Here is a 24,482-nt window from a genome sequence, read left to right on the forward strand (position 1 = left end):
TCGGGTTATCGTTGCTTCTCCGTCAAATATTTCCAATAGCGCACAGGCATATCCTGCCTGTGTTTCCTCGGATTCATGCGTTCTTTTATACAAATCGCCTTGAAATATGTTTTCCAAAGCTGCTGGAAGAGTTTCTCGTCTTTATCCATGAGACTTTCGTCAAGCATTCCCGTAATCAGATGGGATTCGCGGCTGTCATCATCGAAAGAAATCGTTGTCACATCCTGCAAGTCGTAATAAAAGCCGTAGCGGCGTTTCATATCATAGATAATCCACTTTTGGTCGGCAAAGCGGTCTTTAAAGTGATGAATGGTAAGCGGCAATGCGTTAAATTGCGGTTCGAAAGCAGCGAAGAACGTCCCGTCCGCCGCTTTCTGAAAACGGACGAACTGCATCAGGTGTACGCGTTCGCCATCCACCTTTTTCCAGATTTGTGCTAGTTTCAGTACATCCGGGTCAGCAAAATTGGTTTCAATGGAACGGGGAGAATCAATCGCCTTGCGGATATAACGGAAAATAAGCATTCCCACTTCCGGCAGTTCCGACAACCAACTTTGAGTAAGGCACCCTAATGCCGAAGACGAAACTTTCTTCTGCAATCCACGCCATACACGGGCGGCTTTCTCTTCGTCGGTGACTACCGTATGCAACTCGTCATAGAATAAGGGCAAAGCATCTCCTTCCGACAAGAGTTCGTCGGGAAAGGTCTTGCGGAAATAGGCGTCAAAGACAGCAGTCAGCAGACCGTCAAAGGTTTTATCGTAGATGTAGATGTTCATTCTCCAAAGTCAAGTATCAACTGGCGTTCGTCCACTTTCTTTTTAGGTTTCGGCAGCAGCAGGGTGCGTACCCGTTGCGGTGAAAGCTCGTTCACGGTCTGCATTTGCAGGGGAAGTTCTTTGCAGGTGATGAAATATTGCGCTTTCTTCATCACTACTCCTATCTTTTTCAATTCGTAAAAGCCCAGTCGGGAGAAACGTCGGGAAGCGACGATCAGTTTCGCCGATTTCACGCCGATGCCCGGCACACGGAGAAGCATTTCGTAATCCGCCTTATTGATGTCAACAGGGAAATGTTCGGGATGGCGCAAAGCCCACGAGAGTTTCGGGTCTATTTCGAGGTCGAGGTCTGGATAGGAGTCGTCCACTATTTCATCTACTTTGAACTGGTAGAAACGCAGCAGCCAGTCGGCTTGGTAAAGCCGGTTTTCACGTACTAACGGCGGCTGTTTCAATGCGGGCAGACGCTTGTCGTAGGTATTTACGGAGACATATCCGGAGTAATAGACACGTTTCATCGTGGGACGGTTGTAGAGTGCCGACGAGAGAAAAAGGATGTCTTTATCGGACTCGGAAGTGGCACCGACGATGACTTGCGTACTCTGTCCGGCAGGTGCGAAGCGCGGGGCATGGCGGAATTTCTGCCGTTCTTCCTTGCTCTCCAATACGCCTTGCTGGATATATTTCATCGGGGCAAAGACGCTTTTATGGTCTTTTTCCGGTGCAAGCAGTTTCAAGTTTTCTTCTTTGGGAATTTCGACATTGACGCTGAGACGGTCGGCATACAGTCCGGCTTCGTTCACCAGTTCACGGCTGGCGCCGGGGATGCTTTTCAGATGGATATATCCGTTGAAGCGATGCACCAGTCGCAGGTCTTTGGCAACACGCACAAGGCGTTCCATCGTATAGTCGGGGTTGCGGACAACGCCGGAACTGAGAAACAGACCTTCTATATAGTTGCGACGATAGAATTCCACCGTCAGCTCCACCAGTTCGGATACGGAGAAGGTGGCACGCGGAAGGTCGTTACTACGCCGGTTGATGCAGTAGGCGCAATCGTAGATGCAGTAATTGGTAAGCATGATTTTCAGCAGTGATATGCACCGCCCGTCTTCGGCAAAACTATGGCATATCCCCCATCCTCCCACAGTATTGCCCAATGTCCCCGGTTTGTTGGAGCGCACTGTGCCGCTGGAAGAGCAGGAAACATCGTACTTCGCGGATTCCGCAAGTATCTTCAGTTTAGCCAAGACATTTTCATTCATAAATTCCCGTTCTGATTACCTGCGCAAATATACGATTAAATTTGATTCTAGTATTCATTTTCAATGATTCCATAAAGTTCTTTATTCACTAGAAACCGCAACAGAAATGAATGAAACGATATATATTCAAGAAATATTTGTGCTATATAAACAAGTTGTATGAGACCCGGGTGTCGTACAACTAATTCTTGCAGTATGTTATTTCCTGCTTTATTATTAATCATATACTCAATCACTATTGAGCATAAGCATTCAGCTCATAAACCTACCAAAATGAGTTTTCAGCCAAATAGAAAAAAGTAAGAGGGTCTGTCGCTTACGACAGACCCTCCTCTTTTTTCTAATATCTTAGTAGTCTTCTAACTATTAGTTCTTAGAAGCTTCCAAAGATGCTTTACGGAATTCTTTCATTGCTTTTTCGATTTCCAAAGAAGCCTTACGAGCACGAGTTCCTGCTGCTTTGTTACCGTTTTCAATCTGAGCGTTAGCATCTTTTGAGAAGTCAGCATAAAGAGCTGCTACTTTTTCTACCAATTCTTTCATAATCCTTTTATTTTTTTCGTTAATAATGTGCCGCAAAAATACACTGTTTCCTGAAATAAACGCATAAAAACAATATTTTTTTTGAATTATTCCCCGAAAATTATGCAAAAAAAGGGGTTTTCACCTTTTTTATCTACCTTTGCAGTCATGAAACCGCTTACAGATACCGATTATATACATGCACTGATTGCTGAAGGTGAGCATCAACAACAGGATTTTAAGTTCGAAATTTCCGACGCACGCAAAATAGCCAAGACTCTCTCTGCTTTTGCCAACACCGACGGAGGACGGTTACTTATTGGTGTAAAAGACAATGGGAAAATCGCAGGGGTACGCTCCGAAGAGGAGAAGTATATGATTGAAGCTGCCGCACAACTTTATTGTGTGCCGGAAGTGGAATACACCCTGAAAACATATATAGTGGAAGGAAGACAGGTCTTAGTGGCTACCATCGAAGAAACTCCCCACAAACCGGTATATGCCAAAGACGAAACGGGCAAACCGCTCGCCTATCTCCGCATCAAGGATGAAAATATATTGGCAACTCCTATACATCTCCGTGTATGGCAACAAAGCGACAGCCCGCGTGGAGAACTTATCCGCTACACTGAGCGCGAACAGCTTTTACTGGAACAACTGGAACGGGGAGCATTACTTTCGCTCAACCGCTATTGCCGTCAGACAGGAGTTTCACGCCGGGCTGCTGAACATCTGCTTGCCAAATTTGTTCGTTATGATATTGTGGAGCCTGTATTCGAAAATCATAAATTTTACTTCCGGATGAAAAGCGAATGACCACAAACAATATTGGATACTTAATACTTAACTATGACTTTTATCAATGAAATAAATGATATTCTTTGGACGTATATCCTAATCATCATGCTTTTAGGATGTGCCGTTTGGTTCAGCATACGGACACGCTTCGTGCAGTTCCGCATGATTCGCGAAATGATTGTATTGCTCAGCGAATCTGCCGGAAAAGGGAAACACGCGGAGAAACATGTGTCGTCTTTCCAGGCATTTGCCATCTCTATCGCCAGTCGTGTAGGGACGGGAAATCTTGCGGGAGTGGCTACGGCTATCGCTATCGGTGGTCCGGGGGCTATCTTTTGGATGTGGGTGATTGCTTTGCTGGGGGCTTCGAGTGCTTTTATTGAATCTACGCTCGGACAGTTGTATAAGATACGGGGGAAGGATTCTTTCATCGGAGGACCTGCTTATTATATGAAGAAGGGGTTGAAACAGCCGTGGATGGGGATGCTTTTCGCTGTGTTGATTAGTGTTACTTTCGGGTTTGCGTTCAATTCTGTGCAGAGTAATACGATTTGTGCTGCCGCGGAACATGCGTTCGGTGTCAATCATGCCATATTGGGTGGGGTGCTGACGATCCTGACGTTGGTTATCATTTTCGGCGGTATTCATCGGATTGCCCGTGTCAGTAGTGTGATTGTGCCAGTGATGGCGTTGGGGTATATTGGTTTGGCGCTGGTGATTGTGGTTCTTAATATCAGGCATTTACCGGATGTTATCGCGCTTATTGTCAGTCATGCTTTCGGATGGGAACAGGCGTTGGCGGGCGGAGTCGGCATGGCGCTGATGCAGGGGATCAAGCGGGGTCTGTTCAGCAATGAGGCGGGTATGGGTTCGGCTCCGAATGCGGCGGCTACGGCTCATGTCAGCCATCCGGTAAAGCAGGGGTTGATACAGACTTTGGCTGTTTTTACGGATACGTTATTGATTTGTACATGTACGGCTTTTATTATTTTGTTCAGCGGGGCGCCGTTGGATGGTTCGGCAAACGGGGTGCAGCTTACTCAACAGGCGTTGACGAATGAAATCGGGGCGTCGGGTAGTATCTTTGTGGCTGTGGCTCTTTTCTTCTTTGCTTTCAGCAGTATTTTGGGAAATTATTATTATGGTGAGGCTAATATACGTTTTATTACTCAAAGGAAGTGGGTGCTTCATGCGTACAGGATTTTAGTCGGCGGGATGGTGCTTTTCGGCTCACTGGCTACGCTGGATATGGTATGGAGTCTGGCAGATGTCACAATGGCGTTGATGGCTATCTGTAACTTGGTGGCTATTCTTTTCCTCGGGAAGTATGCAATCCGGTTGCTCAATGATTACCGGGCGCAGAAGAAAGCGGGGATTCAGAGTCCTGTTTTCAAAAAAGAGACAATGCCGGACATCGAAAAGGACTTGGAATGTTGGTGAAACCCAACTGTTTTTTGTACCTTTGCGCGCAAAGTGTCAGGTGGTTGGAATGCAGTATGACTACCACACGTTCAAATAGTAAATTGTAAATAATAAAATTGTAAATATAACAATGGGCTTATTTGGTTTATTCAAGAAGAAATCCGATGAAACGAAAGTCGGCAATGTAGAAGATTTCATATCTCTGACACGGGTTTATTTCCAGTCAGTTATCGCCACTAATCTTGGTATTACAAATATCCGCTTCTTGCCGGACGTGGCTAATTTTAAACGTTTGTTTAAAGTGCCTACGCAGAATGGCAAGTTGGGGCTGGCGGAGAAGGCAGCTTCCCGCAAGATGTTGATGCAGGATTATGGGTTGAAGGAGAGTTTCTTTAAAGAGATAGATACTTCGGTGAAACGCAATTGCCGTACACAGAATGATATTCAGTCGTATTTGTTTATGTATCAGGGATTCTCTAATGACTTGATGATGTTGATGGGGAATCTGATGCAATGGAAGTTCCGTATGCCGTCTATCTTCAAGAAGGCTCTTTACGGCATGACGCAGAAGACGGTACATGATGTTTGCACCAAGACGGTGTGGAAAGCGGACGACGTGCATAAGACGGCGACGGCCGTACGTCAGTACAAGGAGCGTTTGGGATATTCGGAACAGTGGATGACGGATTATGTGTATAATATCGTTCTGCTGGCCAAGAAAGAGCCGAAACGGAAGAACGATGACACGGAAACGAAAAAATAAGTTGCTTTAAATGTTAGAAAATCGTAAAGATTGACATGATAGAAAAAGCGGGGGTTTTGTACTTCCGCTTTTTTTGTTATCTTTATGTACTTTTTTCTTTTGTCTTGATACAAAAGAAAAAGTACCAAAAAGAAAAAATCAAGGCTGCGTCTGCCCGGCTACTTCGGTCTCATCCCCGGCTAAAGGGCAGAAACTCGCTTCGCTCAAACAGTCTGCCCTTCTTGACGCCGGGAATAAGACCTACGCTTGACGCCGTTCAGACGAGGCCGGGGGAACCATGCGGGGTGTGGGGGCTACTCATGTTTTTAGACTTATACTTTATAATAAACAACAATAATAAAAAGGATAGATTGCTTATGAAACAAAAGAAAATGCTTACGCTTACTTTTTCACAGTTGAAACAAATTTATAATCAGGAGATACCGGAGTTGGTGGAGATAGCTGAAAGAAGTACTACTGTTGAGGACTTTAAGGCTGGGTTGTTGAGATTTCTGGAGTCTTGTGGTATGAAGGATGGGGCTGCGGAGGAGGCGAGGGAGCAAATTCGACTTTTACTTCAGTATGATGGGGTGGATGTGCATGAACTGTCTACGGGGCAGGATATGCCGGTACGGACGATTCGGTTGCTTTATGAGTTTCTGATGGGAACGTTGGAGAATATGGAGATGCCGACGGATTTGTTTATTGAGATTTTTCAGATGTTCAGGCGGTTAAAGGGAGATGTAGTGCCTTTGCCGTCGGCTCAGCGTATCAAGAGCCGGAATGACCGATGGGAAACGGGGTTGGATGAAGAGGTACGCGAGGTGCGGGACGAGAATAAGGAACGGATGCTGCATTTGCTGATTCAGAAGATTGAAAACAGGAAGTCGAAGCCTTCGGTGCGTTTTCACTTTGAGGACGGGATGAGTTATGAGGAGAAGTACCGGTTGGTGAGTGAGTGGTGGAATGATTTCCGCTTTCACTTGGCGATGGCGGTGAAGAGTCCGGGGGAGTTGAACCGGTTCCTGGGGAATTCGCTTTCATCGGAGACTATGTATTTGCTTTATCGGGCGCGGAAGAAGGGGATGCCGTTTTTTGCGACTCCTTATTATTTGTCGTTGCTGAATGTTACGGGGTATGGGTATAATGACGAGGCGATTCGGAGTTATATTCTTTATTCGCCGCGGTTGGTGGAGACGTATGGGAATATTCATGCGTGGGAGAAGGAAGATATTGTAGAGTCCGGAAAGCCGAATGCGGCGGGGTGGTTGTTGCCGGACGGGCATAATATTCACCGGAGGTATCCGGAAGTGGCTATTCTTATTCCTGATACGATGGGAAGGGCTTGTGGCGGACTTTGTGCTTCTTGTCAGCGAATGTATGATTTTCAGAGTGAACGGTTGAATTTTGAGTTTGAGTCTTTACGGCCGAAGGAATCGTGGGAACGCAAGTTGCGGCGGTTGATGACATACTTTGAAGAGGATACGCAGTTGCGGGATATTCTTATTACCGGTGGGGATGCGTTGATGAGTCAGAATAAGACGCTTCAGCATATTTTGGATGCGGTGTACCGGATGGCTGCGCGGAAGCAGAAAGCGAATCTTGAACGGCCGGAAGGTGAGAAATATGCGGAGCTGCAACGGGTACGGTTAGGGTCACGGTTGTTGGCTTATTTACCGATGCGCATCAATGACGGACTGGTGGAACTTTTGCGGGAGTTTAAGGAAAAGGCTTCGGCTGTCGGGGTGAAGCAGTTTATTATCCAGACGCATTTTCAGACGCCACTGGAGGTGACACCGGAAGCTAAAGAGGCGATCCGGAAGATTCTTTCTGCGGGATGGATTATTACGAATCAGTTGGTATATACGGTGGCGGCTTCGCGACGAGGACATACTACACGGCTTCGGCAGGTGCTCAATTCTTTGGGGGTGATGTGTTATTATACTTTTTCCGTGAAGGGATTCAATGAGAATTATGCGGTATTTGCGCCGAACAGCCGTTCAATGCAGGAACAGCAGGAAGAAAAGATATATGGACGGATGACTTCGGAGCAAGCGGAAGAGTTGTATCGGATTCTGGAGACGAAGGTGGGAACGGAAGAGGAGACCAAAGAGGATGTTGCCAAACAGTTGAGACGCTTTATGAGAAAGCATCATTTACCTTTCCTGGCTACGGATCGTAGCGTATTGAATTTACCGGCTATCGGTAAGAGTATGACTTTCCAGTTGGTGGGGCTGACGGAAGAAGGGAAACGTATTCTGCGTTTTGAGCATGATGGTACGCGCCATCATAGTCCGATTATCAATCAGATGGGACAGATTTATATTGTGGAGAATAAGTCGTTGGCGGCTTATCTGCGCCAGTTGGCGCGAATGGGGGAAGACCCGGAAGATTATGCTTCCATATGGAGCTATACGAAAGGGGAAACCGAACCTCGCTTCAGTCTTTACGAGTATCCTGATTTCCTCTTCCATATTACTGATAAAATGAGTAATTTAAGTATTGAGGACTAATCCTTTTCTTCTTTTACACGTATTACTATATTTGCTATAATTGCAGTTAGCCCGCCGGTGGTGATTCCCGAAGAGAATATGCTTCGAATCGCTCTGGGGGCTTGTTGTAATACGTCCATAGATTTTTTATTCCAGGTTATTATTTCCTGTATCCCACCAAAGACGTGTGCCGCCGTGGTCTTCTCCGTTCAGAGCTTCAACGAGGGCAAGATATTGTTCCGGGTCTTCCGTTTGCAGGGTGCCGGGGAAGTTGAGACGGCGTACCATGATTTCCGTATCTATGCATCCGTTTTTGCTGTGATTGAAGCGCACGGGGAACAAGCGGGGATAGCCTGTCCGCCTTTGTTCAGCCCAGGCTTCACAGCCTTCGGGAAACATGGCAATCCATTTTTGAGTGATTATCTTTTCGAGTTTCGTTTCCTTATCGTCCTGCCAGTTCCATTTGGGTGAGACTTTGCAGCGGGCTTCGATGTTGTTTTCTTCGTCGTAGGTGTCGATAAAGTCCGAAGCGGTCAGTTCGCTTTGCAGGTAGTCTTCTACACCATAGACTCCCCATTGTTGGAAAGAGGTAATCACTCCGTTCCGATAGCAGATTTCTTCATCTTCGTCTGTCCATCCACGTAAAGCGGCTTCAGCACGCAGGAACCAGATTTCCGAAGCGGTCATCAGAGGGGCATTGGTAGATTGGGTGACAGAGAGTTTTGACAGTCCGGCATAATGATTGTGGGCAAAGCAGGTTCCCTGACGGATGCCACGATATCCTTTATTGAGTTCTGCGTCCGTACAAGGTGCGAAGTAGGCCTTAAGACGAGGGTCATTATAGCCGGTAAGGATGGATTCCATAGGGGCACTCATATAGGTTTCTTTCCAAACGAGGTTGAGTTCTCCCAATGGGTTGGTATATCCCGATTGGGTGGAGACTGACGCTCCCTCAGCTGCCATTTCGAAGAAACCGTAGTCGTTTTCCTTTATTTTCGCAATTTCAGTCTGTGCCTTGCCAGGAGCAACAGATGCAAGACGCATGGCAAGTCGCAGACGTAGGGAATTGGCGAACTTCATCCAGGAGGAATATTTGCCATCCAGCAATATATCGAAACGGGCGAAGCCGTTGGCATCTGGATTTTCCTCTATATAGCCGGTAAGGGCGACCACGGCAGAGTCGAGTTCGTTGAAGAATTCATAATAGACATCCTTTTGGGTGTCGGGACGATAATGTTCGGCTGCGTTGGCGAAGTTTTTGTAAATGATAGGGCCGTAATAATCCGTTACCCGATGCATGGCTTCTACCTTTAGTATTTTGGTGATAGCGAACAGAGCCGGTTGCATGTTACGGGTGGCATTCTCCGATTGGTATATTTGAGGAAAGATATACGAATACATATGTGTCCACATGGCACTGTTCCAACCGTCCTGCATATTATAGTCAGAGTTGTGCGAACCGCCGTTCAGTGGTTTGGCATCATGCATATATCCGCTGAACATATCCGCATTCAGATTCTGTATCAACTGGAAAGGCCAGTTCTTTCCTTTTCCGAAGTCGTAATTAAAGTAAATGCCTTGTTGGATAATCCCTATGCGGATTCCATAGCCGTTGTCATCAATAATCAGGTCGTCGTCCGTGATGCCGGACAAGTCGGTATTATAGTCACGGAAGTTTCCGGTACATGCGACGGAAAGCAGTAGTAAACCTATCAGATATAGATGTATATATTTCTTCTTCATTCCTCTCTCCTACTTTTAAAATTCACATTTCACCGAGAAGCCCAAACTCCGGGTAGTGGGCATTCCGAATACTTCGATACCCTGGTTGTCATTTCCTGTAGAAAGTACTAAATCAGGGTCAAAAGGAGCTTTCTTATACAAGAAACAAAGATTGCGGGCTACAAACGCAAGCTGCACATCTTTCAGAACTTTCGTTTTCTGCAACCATTGCTTGGGGAGATTATAGCTTAACGACACCTCGCGCAATCGCAGGTTGGTGGCATCATACATATAGTACTCCGTCACTCCGGCACGTCCGCCCACTGTCTTGTAGAATCCTTTTACATTGTTTATCTTCTGCCCTTCGAGTATGACATATCCCCTATCCCGTGCATCTGCTGTTACCTCCGAAACTCCGTAAAGATCCATTTCCGCTTGTGTCTGCGACAGCACTTCACCGCCATAACGCCAGTCAAGCAAGAAGTAAAGGCTGAAACCTTTGTAAGAGAAGGTATGGTTCCATCCCATCATAAAGACAGGATTGGCATTTCCTACTTTTATCGTATTTCCGTCTCCTTCCACTGACGGAAGTCCTTTATTATCGCCTTCTGTTTCGTAGACAATATTTCCTTTGTCGTCACGCACAAAGGCTTTACCATAAATATCGCCGATAGAACCGCCTTTTATAAGTTTCATTGCATAGCTGGAAGAGAAACTAGTAGGCCCATACACCATCTCTTTCAGATCATCATGCAATTTCACAATTTTATTCTTGTTGGAAGAGAAGTTCAGAGAGGTTTTCCAACTAAAATCAGAGTTCAATACCGGAGTCGCGTTCAGTATCACTTCCCATCCTCGGTTCTGAATATTTCCGGCATTTACATATCGGAAAGCAAATACATCTCCTGCAAGTGCGGGAAGTTTGAAAAACTGATTATAAGTATTGGTACGATAATAAGTCAGGTTAACTCCCAAGCGATGCTGAAAAAATCGCCATTCCGTTCCAAATTCGATGGCATGAGTCATTTCCGGTTCCATTTCTCTAAAAGGAGCCGCATCATTCGCCTGCATCTCTCCGCCGGCATTGATATGTGAAGAGGGATTGGTTATATGCGGTGGAATATCGTTACCTACCTTACTGTAAGCACCACGCAGCTTTGCAAAAGAAACCCATTCGGGCATCTTCACCCATTTATCGAGCAATATGGAAATACCGGCAGAAGGGTAAGCAAAGCCCGATTTTTCATGCGTTGTATGAGAGAGGGTGGACGCCCAGTCATTGCGGGCTGTCAAGTCAAGGAATATTTTTTCCTTATAGCCAATCTGCGCCGTACCAAAGAGTGATTGCAACTGACGATGCGCATCTATTTTCTGGTCGATACTGGCAGAACTATTCATCACAATATTGGCGATATTAAACACATTGGCAAAATGCAAAGAAGCATTCTTCGAGTCGTAGCGGGTAGAGTTTGTAACTCTATCATTGATACTGCCGCCGATAGCCGCATCCAGCGTAAAATCGCCCCAGGTTTTCTTGAACATAGCCATGATGTCACCATACATCTGCGTCTCCTGATAATCCATTTCAATATACCGCCCGTTTGCTCCGCACAAAGCGGTAGCAGTGGAAGCATAGAATTGCTGACGTAACTTATCGCTCCAATAATCCATATTGCCACGAGCCTGAATCGTCAACCAGTTATTCACCTTGAAACTTGCCGAGAGTGCAAGGATAACGCGCGTACGTGTTTCCTTACTTTGTATGCGGTTCACAATCCAATAGGGATTCTGCTCGAAGTCCTCGGTAAACGTATGCCAGTTTTGTACGCCCAGTTTTCTTTCGGCATCATAGGTTTCAAAGTTATCTTTATAATAAGATAAATCCTCTCCCCGGGGAAAGCGGTAAAGTCCTACCAACGGATTCATATAGAAACCACCTGAAACAGGCTTGTTCTCCACTGTTTGCTTCATGACATTAACGTTACCGTCCAGTTTCAGACGTTTGTTGAACATGGTAGCCGTTTCACGCAAATTGATATTGTGTTTTCTCAGTTTATTCTTGTCAATAATCCCTTTTCCGGTTGTATTGGCATAAGAGAAGTAAGTTTGCAGGCTTTCATTTCCGTAGCTTACGGATACGGAAGTGATGGATGTCAGTCCCGTACGGAAGAAATCTTTCAGAGTATTATTCGTCGGCAAGTACCCCTTCTCCCCCCAACTGTCTACCGCGTCACTTACTCCATAATGATTTTGCATTTCAGGCAAGCTGAACGCTTTATCAAAAGTTAATCCGGTGGAAAAATGAATATTTCTCTGTCCGGTAGAATTTCCTTTCTTGGTAGTAATAAGAATTACGCCATTGGCTGCCATACTTCCGTATAGAGCAGCGGCGGGAGCACCCTTCAGTATACTGATACTTTCCACATCTTCCGGGTTCAGGTTCGAGATGCCGTCTCCCCCATCCCTGTTTCCGGCATTGGCTGTTCCGCCGATAGCCGAATAAGATTGTTCCGAAGAAGTATTGGACATCGGTACTCCGTCTATTACATACAGCGGCTGGTTATCTCCGAAAGCCGAACGGATACCACGAAGACTGATTTTTGCCGAGCCACCCATACCGGATGAGTTCTTATTGACTTGCACCCCGGCAGCTTTTCCGGCAAGGGCGGTAATCATATTTATTTCTTTTACGCGGCTGAGTTCTTCTCCTTTTATTTTCTGGGCGGAATAAGCCAGTGTAGCCTCATCCTTTTCAAGTCCCAAGGCGGTCACAATGACATGGTCAAGCTCTATGGCACTCTCCTGAAGGGTGATTTCAAGCATGATTCTGCCTGCCACCTTGACTTCTGTTGTCTCATAGCCAATAAAGGATATTTGTAAAACAGCGCTGTCCGGCACGGACAAGAAGAAATTTCCGTCAACATCGGTCACAGTTCCGTTGGCTCCGCCTTTCTCACGTACAGTTGCACCGATAAGCGGTTCACCTTTGGTATCGACAACACGCCCCCTTACTGTCGTTTTATCAGCAGGGGTTTCTACTGTTTGTTTTAACACTTGTTGCTCTGAAGCATAACATTTTTCACTCAGGAAAAAGAACAGGCTTATTAAACAGCAACTAACAACTACTCTTACTCTCAATGATATTACGTTAGACCATGCATTCATTATGCTGCAAAAATAACTAATTATTTTAAATATAGCATTTTTCCGCATTGATTTTGAGGGAAATAAATAGAATCATTATTTTTGCAAGAAATTAAATAACGCATAAAAATGGAAATCGAAAAACATCCGTTAGAACCGTTTCTCCCCGCGAAAACAAAACTGCTTATGCTGGGGAGTTTTCCGCCACAGAAAAAACGATGGTCAATGGATTTTTATTATCCGAACCTGAACAATGACATGTGGCGCATTTTCGGCGTTTTATTCTTCAATGATAAAGATTATTTTCTGGACAAGACACGAAAAGCGTTCGTTCGCGAACGAATCATAGACTTTCTGAACGAAAAAGGGATTGCGCTGTTCGATACGGCTTCTTCCATCCGCAGATTGCAGGACAATGCTTCGGACAAGTTTCTCGAAGTAGTGGAAGCTACTGACGTGGCGGCATTGCTTCGCCGGCTTCCCGAATGCAAAGCAATCGTCACCACAGGGCAGAAAGCTACGGATACGCTTCGGCAACAGTTTGACGTGGAAGAACCGAAAGTCGGTGATTATGCAGAGTTTGTCTTTGAAGGACGGGCTATGAGATTATACCGTATGCCTTCTTCCTCGCGGGCCTACCCGTTGGCATTGGACAAGAAAGCGGCTGCTTACCGGATTATGTATCAGGATTTGCAGCTACTATCATAAGTATAAAGTGACAAGTATTAAACAATAAATTAGAAAAAAAGAGTATGACACCTTTATTTTTGCAGTACCCGGCATGCAGTACCTGCCAGAAAGCCAGGAAGTGGTTAACAGAAAACAACATTGAGTATACAAATCGGTTAATTGTAGAAGAAAATCCTACGGTGGAAGAGCTAAAAGCATGGATTCCCCGCAGCGGTCTGCCTATAAAGAAATTCTTCAACACTAGCGGATTAGTTTATAAAGAGCTGAAACTGAGCGAGAAGCTGCCAGGCATGAGTGAAGAAGAACAAATAGCACTATTGGCTACGAACGGTAAATTGGTGAAACGCCCATTGGTAGTGACGGACAGCTTTGTCCTGGTCGGTTTTAAACCCGATGAGTGGGAGAAATTAAAATAATTCAAAAGTTATTTACCCGTTTTTTTGGTAGTTCAAAAGTTTATACTACCTTTGCAGCCGCAAACACGGGAGTAGCTCAGTTGGTAGAGCACCGGTCTCCAAAACCGGGTGTCGGGAGTTCGAGCCTCTCCTCCCGTGCAAGGTCAAATAGCTGTAAGTCATAAACTTACGGCTATTTTCCGTTTATAGGTCGGACAAGTACCGGACACTTTATTTAATATGAATGTTTAATTGTACTACGTTTCTGTTTACAAAAACGTAGAAAAAAATGTGTTCAACTAAAAGACGGGGTGCCTCATTAAATAGTATAATACCCTACACTTTGCCCAAACTTCACACCGGGAAAAATTGGTATATTGATTTCAAAGCTTACGATCCTTTGGAACAAAAAATGAAACGAAAAAAATACATGCTGGATAGCATAGATAAAATTAGTGTCCGGAAAAAGAGGGCTACAGAATTAATTGCAAATATAAGCCGGCAACTCCTATCCGGTTGGAATCCATGGGCAGATACTTCAAATTCCCGCCAATATACATTGTTCGATGATATTGTGGAATTATACAATAAATATCTAATTAAATTCCATAAGTCCAAAGTGTTTAAAGAAAGTACCTTTGCAGACTATAAAAAAAGAATTAGGGTATTATCAGAATACAACAGAAAGCGTTTCAATCCTATAATATATATTTATCAGTTTGATAAGACTTATGCAAGTGATTTCTTAGATTATATTCTTATTGATCGTGATTCATCAGCTCGCACAAGGAATAATTATCGTACCTGGTTATCATCTTTTGGCAGCTGGTTATTAGAAAAACAGTATATAGACAAAAACCCCGTAGAGAATATCAAATCATTATCAGAAGACAAAAAGAAACGGGACGCATTGTCCGCCAGTGATCTACAGAAGCTTAGAAAATATTTAGAAAAAAATAATCCGTACTTTCTCCTACTTTGCCAGTTTGCATATTATACCCTTATTCGTCCAGATGAGTTGTCAAATATTCAATTATCCGATATCTATATTAAGGATCAAAAAGTATTTATTCCTTCAAGTATATCCAAAAACCGCAAAGACGGTATGGTAGGATTAAACGATATCTTAATAAAATCTATGCTCGAACTTAAAATATTCAATTATAGCAATGATTGTTACTTATTCGGGAAAGATTTTAAACCCTCAAAAGAGAAATCGACACCACGCACTTACAGGACTTATTTCAATAAAGTACGTACATTACTTAAATTCCCTGATTCCTACCAGTTTTATTCCCTAAAAGATACCGGTATTCGCGATTTGGCAAATTCAGCCGGGATTGTTATTGCACGCGATCAAGCAAGACATTCGGATATTTCTACCACAAACAAATATCTGAAAGGAGAAGCGTTGCCAGTACATGAAGAGACAAAACATTTTGAAGGACTTTTTTAAATCAGGGGAAACGTGTTTCCCGCTTCCCCCTTTCGCTTTTCTACTCCAACGTATAAACACTCCAGTCTATCGCCTTTTTAAGTTCCCAGCCTTCCTTTTGTGTCTCCTGTATATGTTTCACGGCACCGGTGTAAAACTCTTGTAGTTGCTGCATACTTGCAAACTCGTAAAACGTCGGATTGTCTTCTTCCCCGAGCTTGAAAGTAATAGGAAGGTTTTCCCCGCCTGTCTGCAAGGCAAGATCGTACGCCGTCTTATAATTTATCTGGTTCTCCATGGAAAGCCAGACTTTCAGGCCGTTCCATACGTACCCGCTCTCGATCGTGTCGGTTATCTGCCGGTTATACCATTCATTAATAACCGCCTTGATTTCTGCCAGTGCGGGTAGATGATCGAACGTTTCTTCCATGTAACTACGTTGCACTCCTTCGGGTGTCTCTGTTTCCTGGTAATCCCACGTAATACGCCAGATTCCCCGGCGGCGGTTGGTACATCTTACCGGTTCCGCCTTGCTGTCTGCATAAATCCGTATCATTTCAAGTAAAGTGTATAATTATCAATCCTTTTTCGCTTATTTCACCTTCGCAATGCGCTTCAAAAGGCAGTTCCCCGTCCCTTTCCGCTGATTCACAAATAAAAAGGGTTTCTTCCAGACTGGTAAAATACTTTCTCTCCTTGCCGTCGAGTTCCAGCTTTATAACAGTCCGGGGTCCGTTTTTCGTCTGAACGTCCTTTTCATAATCAAGTACGATCACATCCTTGTTCATCAGCTCCGGCGACTTAATCCTTGCTCCGGTAAATCTTTTCCGTCCGTCTTTAGGCTTATACTTGTAGCCCAAATCCTTTAATTTTTTCATTTTCTTTCCTGTTAGTTTATAAAATAAGTTCTTGCAATCAGCATGTTTTGTAAGCCCGTAAAATGAGGCGGTCAGCTCCTGCCTGCGTTTTCTGCTTCTAACCTTGTGCATCTTGCGGGCGAACTTTTGTTTGTTACGTTTCCTTAACCGCACATGATCCGGGCGGGTTACATATCCCAGAAAGTCGATACCTTCGGTGATCGGGAAAACGGTATCATTACTTTTAATCTCCAGGCGGGCCTTGCCGGCCTGTTCGTGAATGATATCCCTAACCTTCCAAAGATATTTCTTACTACCGGAAAGCACCAGACCGTCGTCACAATACCGGTAATAGTGTGCTACCGCCTCCTGATCCTTTAACCGGTGATCTAGGTAAATGGATAGAAGCAAATTACAAAGCCCCTGTGATGATCTTAGCCCAATACTCACGCCTTTAGGCATCATACGAATGCACTCTTCCAGGATTCCGATCAATATTTTATCCTTGAACATCTTTTTCACTGCATCCAGCAAAACGTCCTGGTCTACACTTTCATAGAATTTCGTTATATCGAACTGGTACCCGAACAGGGTTCCTTCGGGATCATCCTTTATATCTTTAACGATATACTGTAAAAGGTCATGCGTTCCCCTGTTTTTAATGGATGCGGAAGTAGTCCGGATAAAACGTACTTTCAAATGCCGGTCCACCACATTCATAACGGCGTTAAGAACGATCCTGTCTTCCAGGGAAACCGATTGTACGATCCTTACTTTCGGCCCGTCGTCTACGGTCATTTCCCGATATCCTCCGAGCTTGAACCGTCCACTCTTTATCCGCTGCCTGATCCTCTCTACTGCCTTCGGGACATCCGCCAGTATTCTACGCCCGGCAAAGCTGCGCTTTCGTCTTCTTTTGCGCAATACCGTTTTTATGGCGTCCTCTATATTGGAGTCCTCGACAATCTCTTCTATAATATTATCTTCTCTCCACATGATAATTAAATTAGCCTTCAATTCCCCGGGCCGGGCTTCTTCGAAAAAAGTTCCTACCAAACCCCATTGCCCTGCGCTTTATTTTTCCCCTTTCCAGTCGTAAACGGCTGCTGTTGGCGAGGCTCATTCCTCTTGGCTCCACGCCGGGGACACGTCCCCACTGTTGTACGCCAATTTTCAAGGCTTATGCGCTTTTTCTTTATTCTAATTGTTTGCAAGCCGAACACCGATGTTCGCATTCGTGTTCGATGAATCGTTATTCGCGTTCGCATACGAAACACCGCCTAACGCGTTCGCGTTGTTGTTCGACCGATACACCACACGAGTGTATATGAGGAAATCCGCCTTTGTACTTTTCGGAAGTACCGGCGCCCGTCTTACTTTCCGGACGCCCGCGCTACCCGCACAACGTTTTACGTTGCTGTTTTTTCTCTTAATCTGCCTGATTTATGGCTTTAAAGGCCGCGACGCTGCCCGCCCAGCGTATTATGCCCCTGAAGGCAAGCCGAACACCGATGAACGCAGGCGTGAACGATGAATCGTAACTCGCGACCGCATACGAAACACCGCCTAACGCGCTCGCGCTGCTGTACGACCGATACACCACACGAGAAAGACCGGTACCCACATAGAACCTATCGAACCAATGTGAGGAAGTGGAACCGCCTTCTTTAGCTGCAATCAAATCCATATACCGGCCCCAAACCATGTGGGTAGGATAAATATCCGCGTTATAAACAGTAATTCCCTGTACAATGCGTTCCGTTCCGTCCGGCATGGTAATAAACCACCTTCCGTCCGCCGCCGTCTTGTTTACTGTGACATACTGCAACCATTCCGCCTTGTTTCCCTGGAAATTCTCATATCCCAGCACATTGACGGACTGATAATTTACACCGTCCCGGTAAGCACCTTCCGCCTGTGGATTGGAACCGCCCTTTTCCTTATAATAAGAAACCGTATCACGCATCCCCAGCGCATTTGTAAGGCCTGTCACTTTCTGGTAATTGCTTGTTCCATATCCGCAAACTCCCTGCGAATCGGTATTACCGTATTTAAAGAAATGCAGATTACCCACATCCTTGTGCATCTCCCAGTCGAACAACTGGAAACCTTTACCCCGATTCTGGGCGTATTTGACGGCCTGGCTCTGTGAAATAGTTCCTACACTTGAAACACCACTGACAGAACGCAGCACATCATCAATCAGATAGGCTTCATAAGCACCGCCCAGGCATTCCGTATGCTCTACCCAGTCCGGCTCGATCGCTTCCACACTTTCCGATGTTGTGAGTAAAACGAAATCGAAGGCCGCCGAATTAAGGAAAGTAAAGGCCAGTTTCGTAGCCCCTACAGGAACAGCACAAAACAGATACATACCATTGATAAAACCGTTTGCATTTGAAATGCTGATCCGACTTACTATTTTCCCGGCATCATCTATAAATACAGCCCCGTAAAGAGTAGAAGCAAAACCGGGAAAACGAACCTGCTTGTAATTCCGGACGTCCACCAGGGCGAACGATCCGGATTCGTATTCATTCTTCGCCTCTTCAATGGTCGTGTAATCCGTATTCTTACGAATCCCGATCCCTTCCGTTACGTCCAGTTCCTCGCGGGTAAGTTTTACACTGGTGTACCCTGCCGCTGCCGGCGCATCCTCATTGCTTGAAATAAAACCGTAAAGACACTGATTCAGCACGTCCGTTACTCCCTTGTACCAGTAATGAGGCTCATATATGTAAACTTCACCTTCCGATCCGGTTAATACTGCATCCGTGGCGTTCTCCACGCTGTCACTATCCGCGTATTTATTCCGGTTCTCATCATGAAGCGGATAACAGGTCATTTCACCCTCCGCCGTCTTTTTAGCCAGAATACAACGTCTTTTCGACAACACTTCCAATATATGGGAAGACGGGGTAAATTCAGTATTATAGTCATATCCGGTAGAGTTATCCAGATTCGTAATCTTTTCCCCGTCTCCTACCGTCTGATCTATTTTTATACCGACAAACTGCGGCTGAATGATATTCAGTTCCGGGAAATGTGCACAAGTGGCGGCGTACTCTTCATCCGACATAGACTGGGTGAGCCGGTACGTACCTACCAGGCGGCACGTCTGCACGTTTCCCCCGTCTTCATCAACGCCGCCCATTGTCATAAGCCTGCGAAGCAAATTACCGTTCCCGTCCATATCTATACCGGTAATTCGTAGATAGCTGGTCGCACTGCATTGCTGTAATAACGTGTTCCAGTCGATCAGGCTACAGTTATCAATCACAAGGCGCGTGATATTTGCCGTACCTTCCAGCTGCAACCCTGCATTGGTTAATTTGTTCAGGTACCGGAGTTCGAGCGTCTGCAAAGTTCCGGGAAGGACGCAAACGGCCAGAGGCGCACCGCCGGCGAATGTCACACCGGTAAGGGATGTACCACCGGCCAGAAAGGTTTCAAGTTTGGTATTACTTGAAAGGTCCATACCGGTAAAGGAAGAAGATTTAAGCCCGGATATGTCGAGTTTTCGAAGATTACGGCAATTACCCACCAGAAGGGCGTTAAATGTCGTCTGTCCGGCCTCACAACTAACATTCAGATCACGCAAGGCCGTGCAGTTGTTCAGGTTCAACGTGCCGACAATGGCGTGGCTTACATCCGTCAGATCAAGCCCGCGAATACGGCTTGCACCGTAGAAATATTGCGGATCGTTTACAATCAAATCCGTGTCCATTGTCAGTTCCACCACAGCCCCGGCCATTTCTGCAAGTACCGCGCTTTGGTGCGGTGTTCCGGACGTGTACCCGTACCCATAATAATACCGTTCGGAGGCCGTAATCCGAATTTTCCGATTATCACTGCCGAACTTATACCCGAAATAAGCCGCGAAGCTGTCACGGCGGTAAGTACCGGCCACGTACTGACTGTCCAGAAGGGCAAAACGGTTCTGAATGGTATAAGTACGGTGTGCGTAACGGCTGCCCTGCAAGGCATACAGATAATTATAATAACTGGTTCCGCTGCTGGTTGTCACCCCTTCGGTAAGCGGAAGGATATATTTATATTCCGAATCCTTGTTATAAATCCGCTCGCACCAGTTACCCATTTGCTCCTCGTTAAATACTTGTAGAACATATTCAAGGCTCATATTGCTACGCAAGGTTTCCGCTACTTCACGCAATTTGTCCGGACAACCGCGTACCAGTTCCCATAAAACGGAATCATGTCCGGCAAACGAATAAGAACCTATACTGTCGTCAAAACTTTCGTGGGTAATGGTATATTCGTATTTCAGTACCGAATCATTACGCACACCGAACAAAGTGTCCATATCGTAAGGAAGGAAATACCAGATCAGAGAGTCCCAAGTTGCCAGCATCATATTTTTTGCCCGGTTATCCACGGCCATAAAGTAATCGGTAATCAGATACCATGCAAACGGGCTGTCATTACCGAAATACTGGTTATATTCCGCCAGGAACTTAGCAGAATTACCTTTACATGAATCTATCCAGTTCCAAAGCCTTGTAACTGCCGCCTTATCGTCCTCGTGTGCATCCGCCCAGGTAGTGTCCGCCTTGAAACGAAATTCCAGCGCATCATCAAAAGAAGACATGTCGGTAGTTCCGAACAAGCAAAGGGCCTCGGAGTTATTCAAGAACTCCAGACAGATACATTTGTTACGCTGCCCGTTCAGGGAGGCTTCGTCGTTGAATCCTTCAATTCCTTCAAAACCGTAAATAATCGCACTTTCCGATTTCTCATTATTGAAATTGTATTTTCCCAGATAAGTATTCGCACCGGTGCCGTCGTTGTCATAAAACAGGTCCATAGGGAAACCGTCTACGCCTATACGTACATCATATTCCCCCTTATATGCAGCCTGCGGCGGTGTCAGCCACCCGCACTTCTTCCAGATGTCATTCACAATACGCACCGCACCGGTATTATGTGTACCGGAAGAATCGGAAAAGTCCGCTTTCAGACAGAATATACTGATCGGTCGTGCTCCCGGTTTGAAACTGTATTCAAGAGACGGCACATCCACGCCGTTAACTTCCAGCGTGGTACCGTATTTCTCCAGGCGCAAGAAATAAAGACGGTAGTTCTTACGCGGATAAGTGGTGGATGATGTACCCTGTATTCTTAGACCGACATTCCTTGCTACAAAATCATACTCCTTACCGTACGGACTATAAAAATAGATATCGACCGGGACCTCGAATTTCTTGTTATTGGTGGCGTTGACAAGGTTCACATCGCCGACAATTCGCATAACCGCCTTTCCTTGGGCGCGTAGCTTGTCTATGTCGATATCCGTACCGTTGTCCCCCGTAACATCGTTCTTTTCAAATAACAGGACCATTTCATCCGATGTAGTCCGGTCTACCATATAATTGTTTAATTCTTCATCATCCGTAAGCGCACGGTTATAAATACGGAAATTCCTGATTTCCACATCCGCCGTATCACTGAACAAACGGATGTTCACCGGCTGTGCCTGCAGCAGTCCTTCGGTAGCTCCGTACTGCACCGCCCCGCAACGGATTCCGTTCACATAAAGTTCCAGCAACCGTTTGCCGGCCTTGGCCCCGACAATAAAGGCTATTTTCAGGTTCATATCACTTGCAAACTTCGTACTTACTTCCGTACCGCCGGAAACACGCATAAGTGCCTGCTCCGTTGTCATCTGGAAACCGATATCGCCGGCCATACAGTCCAGTATCACCCCCTGCCGATCCGTTACCGACGAACAAAGAATTTCCATTTCATAGGTAGCCCCGGTAGTGGTTGCATCCGTGGAGAAAGGCTGGTACCCGATTTCAATCTTCGCGCCTCCTGTAAGTTTCAGGGCGTCGCCCGTCCAGCCGTTGCTGTTCCAGTCGAAACCTGCAAACGTTGTGTGTATGTCGCCATAATCCCAGGCTCCCGGATCGGATTCACTGTTACTCCGACCGGCTGCCGAAAGTTTCAATACAAGCCCGGCAGTAGTTTCCTGCAAATCGATGTCACTTTCTCTCACGTCGATATAAAACGGGTATTCCGTGGCTCCCGTCTTAAATTTCATACAGATTTCGCCCTGCTGCGTGAAACGGTTGGTATATGTCTGCGTAGTACGGGCCACACTGACAGACTGCGTTTGCACCCCGTCCCGGTAAACGTCCACTTTGGCCGGCGTCGCGGCGGGATCATAAGCCACAAAATCAAATTTCACCTGTTCGTACTGCCCCGCTTCCAGGCGCGGAACAAGATGATCCTCCGGAAAAATACGGCCGTCCGGAAAACTCATCATTGTGCCGATAAACGGTGCCGATCCTCCGGATTTCAGGATGTCGATGTAGATACTTTCGGATTTTAACACGAGATCGGCGGAAGCCTCCATTTCGGCAACCATTTGAACGGTATTCCGGCCGGTTACAAGCGAAGAAGGGGACAAACTGAAACTGCCGTTTGTTGTTCCCGATCTTGTAATGGTGTGCGCGTTCTGTTGCTGGCCGTTCAGATACAGCGTGACGACCTTTGTTCCGGAACCGCTCACGGCATAAGGAATATTAATCGTATCGGCCAGCGTATAACCGCCGGCGGCTATGGCCCCGGCCAGATTGTAAGAGCTGGTAAGGGAAAGGCTGACAACCTTCACGGATGTAAACGCCTGCCGGGTTTGTTTCTTGCCGGTAGTCGGATCAGTAGTGGTTGCCACTACGTAAATATCCGTGTTTCCCACAAGCAAGTAACTTGAAAGGTCCAGTTCGTAACTACCTTTAGAAACATCGCTGACTGTTTGGGAATACATGGTAGTCGTTCCGCGCCTGATCGTAACGGTGATATCTGCCTTTTGCCCGGTGGATTCCCCTTTTTCGTCCCCCGTGGTGTACTGGTGATCGTACGTATAAGTAAGACGGGCGTTTCCGCCTTCCTTGATGATCGCATTATCTACAGCCGCATTTAATACAATTTTAGTAGCCACCGTTTCGCCGGAACCTCCACCAGAACCGGCCGGGATATCCACAGCGGTAATTTCCGCGCCGCTTTTGTTCTGGAAAGACAGGCGGACGGACGTTTCATCCTCGCTTACCTCCGCATTCACATTAAACAACGTGGAAGCGTCCACCTCGTTAAAACGGGCGGTTACAACCTTGTTTTCTACCGGATTGGTGGAATCTAAGGACAAAGTTTCGTCCACTTCCAGGATATCCACGTTTACATTCACATTACCGGTCGCGTCCGGCGTCTGCTTCTCGCCGTTTACCGTTACACTCTTTACCGTTCCTTTGCCGCCGAACTCTTCCCAGCTCGCCTCCTGATCCCAGACAGCCGGGTCGGTTCCGGTAAATTGCCACGTCTCCCATTTGCCGAGTGATGTTTCAAAGGTGATAACACGCCCCCGGCCGCGCCACTTCTCCGGTACCGCGGCAATGGCGGAAGCAAGAGTATAGAAACCTTCCGTTAGTGGCATGTTACCGGTTACGTTATAGGTATTTCCGCCGGCCGAACCGCCGCTGCCGAAATCCTCCCACTTTTCGGCATTCTCAAAATCTGTGTCCGGATTGCCTCTAAATTGCTTCGTCACCCAGCCGTCGGCAGTAAGGAAAGAAAGGATTATACCGTTTTTCCGGACATTGTTAATCTTTCCCGCCGTTTTCAATGCTGCAAATACCCCCGACAGATCACTATAAACGGTACCAGCGTTCAAAAGGTTGTTCACGTTGGTAAAAGTTGAAACCTGGAGTCCGGCCGTCTGCTGCAACTCCTGTTTTATTTTGTCACGGTCTACCTGCAATGTGCTTATGTCATCGGAACAACTGGTTATATCCTGAGACAAACTTTTCAGTTTTCCCCAAAGGGAACCGTCTTCACTCTCCGAACTGTCTTCGCTGCCGATACGGGCGTTGATATCGGCCAGCAATGCGGCAAGCGAATCACTGTCTTTAAGCCCGTTTAAGAAATTAAGAATCTCGTTAAAGTTGTCGATTGCCTGCGAAGCGTTGTTACCGACAAGTCGGTCGATACGTAAAGAAACGGCGTCTATAGCCTTCTGTAATGCTGCATCGGCGGCAATGCGGGCGGCTTCCTCCGCCTCGACTTCCTTACCCTGGGAAACCAGTTTCAGGTGTTCGTTCAAGAAGTCAAGAACCGCCGCCACCATTTGGTTAGTAACGCTTTCTGCGTCCTCTGCGGTTTCAATGACTATAATAAGATCATCGATATACTCCTGTGTTGCCATA

Annotated in this window: 15 protein-coding genes and 1 tRNA gene; 8 read left to right on the forward strand and 8 right to left on the reverse strand. The window is 46.1% G+C overall.

From position 1 onward, the window contains the following. Positions 1-5: 5 nt before the first annotated feature. The 3 genes from AB5443_RS17100 to AB5443_RS17110 all read right to left on the reverse strand — a co-directional run bounded on the left by AB5443_RS17100 (position 6) and on the right by AB5443_RS17110 (position 2,587). The gene (locus tag AB5443_RS17100; protein ID WP_368113843.1) at positions 6-779 is read right to left on the reverse strand and encodes a TIGR03915 family putative DNA repair protein; all 774 of its coding nucleotides are present in this window, start codon (positions 777-779) and stop codon (positions 6-8) included. Beyond that, positions 776-2,044: a putative DNA modification/repair radical SAM protein gene (locus AB5443_RS17105; RefSeq protein WP_368113841.1), complete on the reverse strand. Its 1,269-nt coding sequence runs from the start codon at positions 2,042-2,044 to the stop codon at positions 776-778. The genes AB5443_RS17100 and AB5443_RS17105 overlap by 4 nt, the downstream gene beginning before the upstream one ends. A 366-nt stretch (positions 2,045-2,410) precedes the next feature. Then, positions 2,411-2,587 carry a histone H1 gene (locus tag AB5443_RS17110; RefSeq protein WP_008760134.1) on the reverse strand — a complete coding sequence of 59 codons (177 nt, stop codon included), beginning with the start codon at positions 2,585-2,587 and terminating at the stop codon, positions 2,411-2,413. A 147-nt stretch (positions 2,588-2,734) separates the two neighbouring features. On the opposite strand from AB5443_RS17110, the gene AB5443_RS17115 reads away from it, so the two are divergent. The 4 genes from AB5443_RS17115 to AB5443_RS17130 all read left to right on the forward strand — a co-directional run bounded on the left by AB5443_RS17115 (position 2,735) and on the right by AB5443_RS17130 (position 8,041). After that, positions 2,735-3,382 carry a helix-turn-helix domain-containing protein gene (locus tag AB5443_RS17115; protein ID WP_303003500.1) on the forward strand — a complete coding sequence of 216 codons (648 nt, stop codon included), beginning with the start codon at positions 2,735-2,737 and terminating at the stop codon, positions 3,380-3,382. Between the two features lie 33 nt (positions 3,383-3,415). Next, a complete protein-coding gene (locus tag AB5443_RS17120) occupies positions 3,416-4,804 on the forward strand; it encodes an alanine/glycine:cation symporter family protein (RefSeq protein WP_368113839.1) in 1,389 nt (462 codons plus the stop codon). 112 nt (positions 4,805-4,916) lie between these two features. After that, positions 4,917-5,549: a hypothetical protein gene (locus tag AB5443_RS17125; RefSeq protein WP_044653515.1), complete on the forward strand. Its 633-nt coding sequence runs from the start codon at positions 4,917-4,919 to the stop codon at positions 5,547-5,549. Positions 5,550-5,905: 356 nt separating this feature from the next. Continuing rightward, entirely contained in the window at positions 5,906-8,041 is a 2,136-nt protein-coding gene (locus tag AB5443_RS17130) for a KamA family radical SAM protein (protein WP_368113838.1), read from the forward strand. Between the two features lie 126 nt (positions 8,042-8,167). Here AB5443_RS17130 and AB5443_RS17135 read toward each other — a convergent pair whose 3' ends face one another. Further along, positions 8,168-9,763: a SusD/RagB family nutrient-binding outer membrane lipoprotein gene (locus AB5443_RS17135; RefSeq protein ID WP_368113836.1), complete on the reverse strand. Its 1,596-nt coding sequence runs from the start codon at positions 9,761-9,763 to the stop codon at positions 8,168-8,170. 15 nt (positions 9,764-9,778) lie between these two features. Beyond that, positions 9,779-12,907: a TonB-dependent receptor gene (locus tag AB5443_RS17140; protein ID WP_277132333.1), complete on the reverse strand. Its 3,129-nt coding sequence runs from the start codon at positions 12,905-12,907 to the stop codon at positions 9,779-9,781. 108 nt (positions 12,908-13,015) lie between these two features. On the opposite strand from AB5443_RS17140, the gene AB5443_RS17145 reads away from it, so the two are divergent. From AB5443_RS17145 to AB5443_RS17160, 4 genes are all read left to right on the forward strand, one after another. Beyond that, positions 13,016-13,594: a uracil-DNA glycosylase family protein gene (locus AB5443_RS17145; RefSeq protein WP_195408325.1), complete on the forward strand. Its 579-nt coding sequence runs from the start codon at positions 13,016-13,018 to the stop codon at positions 13,592-13,594. A 44-nt stretch (positions 13,595-13,638) separates the two neighbouring features. Continuing rightward, complete coding sequence (locus AB5443_RS17150; protein ID WP_022138774.1) at positions 13,639-13,992, forward strand: arsenate reductase family protein; 354 nt, start codon at positions 13,639-13,641, stop codon at positions 13,990-13,992. A gap of 65 nt (positions 13,993-14,057) precedes the next feature. After that, a tRNA-Trp gene (locus AB5443_RS17155) sits at positions 14,058-14,130 on the forward strand. Between the two features lie 130 nt (positions 14,131-14,260). Further along, positions 14,261-15,427, forward strand: coding sequence for a site-specific integrase (locus AB5443_RS17160; protein ID WP_117720571.1), 1,167 nt, complete (start codon positions 14,261-14,263; stop codon positions 15,425-15,427). A 40-nt stretch (positions 15,428-15,467) separates the two neighbouring features. Here AB5443_RS17160 and AB5443_RS17165 read toward each other — a convergent pair whose 3' ends face one another. The 3 genes from AB5443_RS17165 to AB5443_RS17175 all read right to left on the reverse strand — a co-directional run bounded on the left by AB5443_RS17165 (position 15,468) and on the right by AB5443_RS17175 (position 24,481). Continuing rightward, a complete protein-coding gene (locus tag AB5443_RS17165; RefSeq protein ID WP_347077358.1) occupies positions 15,468-15,962 on the reverse strand; it encodes a hypothetical protein in 495 nt (164 codons plus the stop codon). 1 nt (position 15,963) lies between these two features. Beyond that, positions 15,964-17,259: a reverse transcriptase domain-containing protein gene (locus tag AB5443_RS17170; protein ID WP_368113835.1), complete on the reverse strand. Its 1,296-nt coding sequence runs from the start codon at positions 17,257-17,259 to the stop codon at positions 15,964-15,966. Positions 17,260-17,692: 433 nt separating this feature from the next. Then, positions 17,693-24,481, reverse strand: a complete 6,789-nt coding sequence (locus AB5443_RS17175; protein ID WP_368113834.1) for a CotH kinase family protein — start codon at positions 24,479-24,481, stop codon at positions 17,693-17,695. Position 24,482: the final 1 nt, after the last annotated feature.

Origin of the sequence: Bacteroides sp. RTP21281st1_H5_RTP21281_210402 (assembly GCF_040918965.1) — a bacterium.
Taxonomy (GTDB): domain Bacteria; phylum Bacteroidota; class Bacteroidia; order Bacteroidales; family Bacteroidaceae; genus Bacteroides; species Bacteroides congonensis.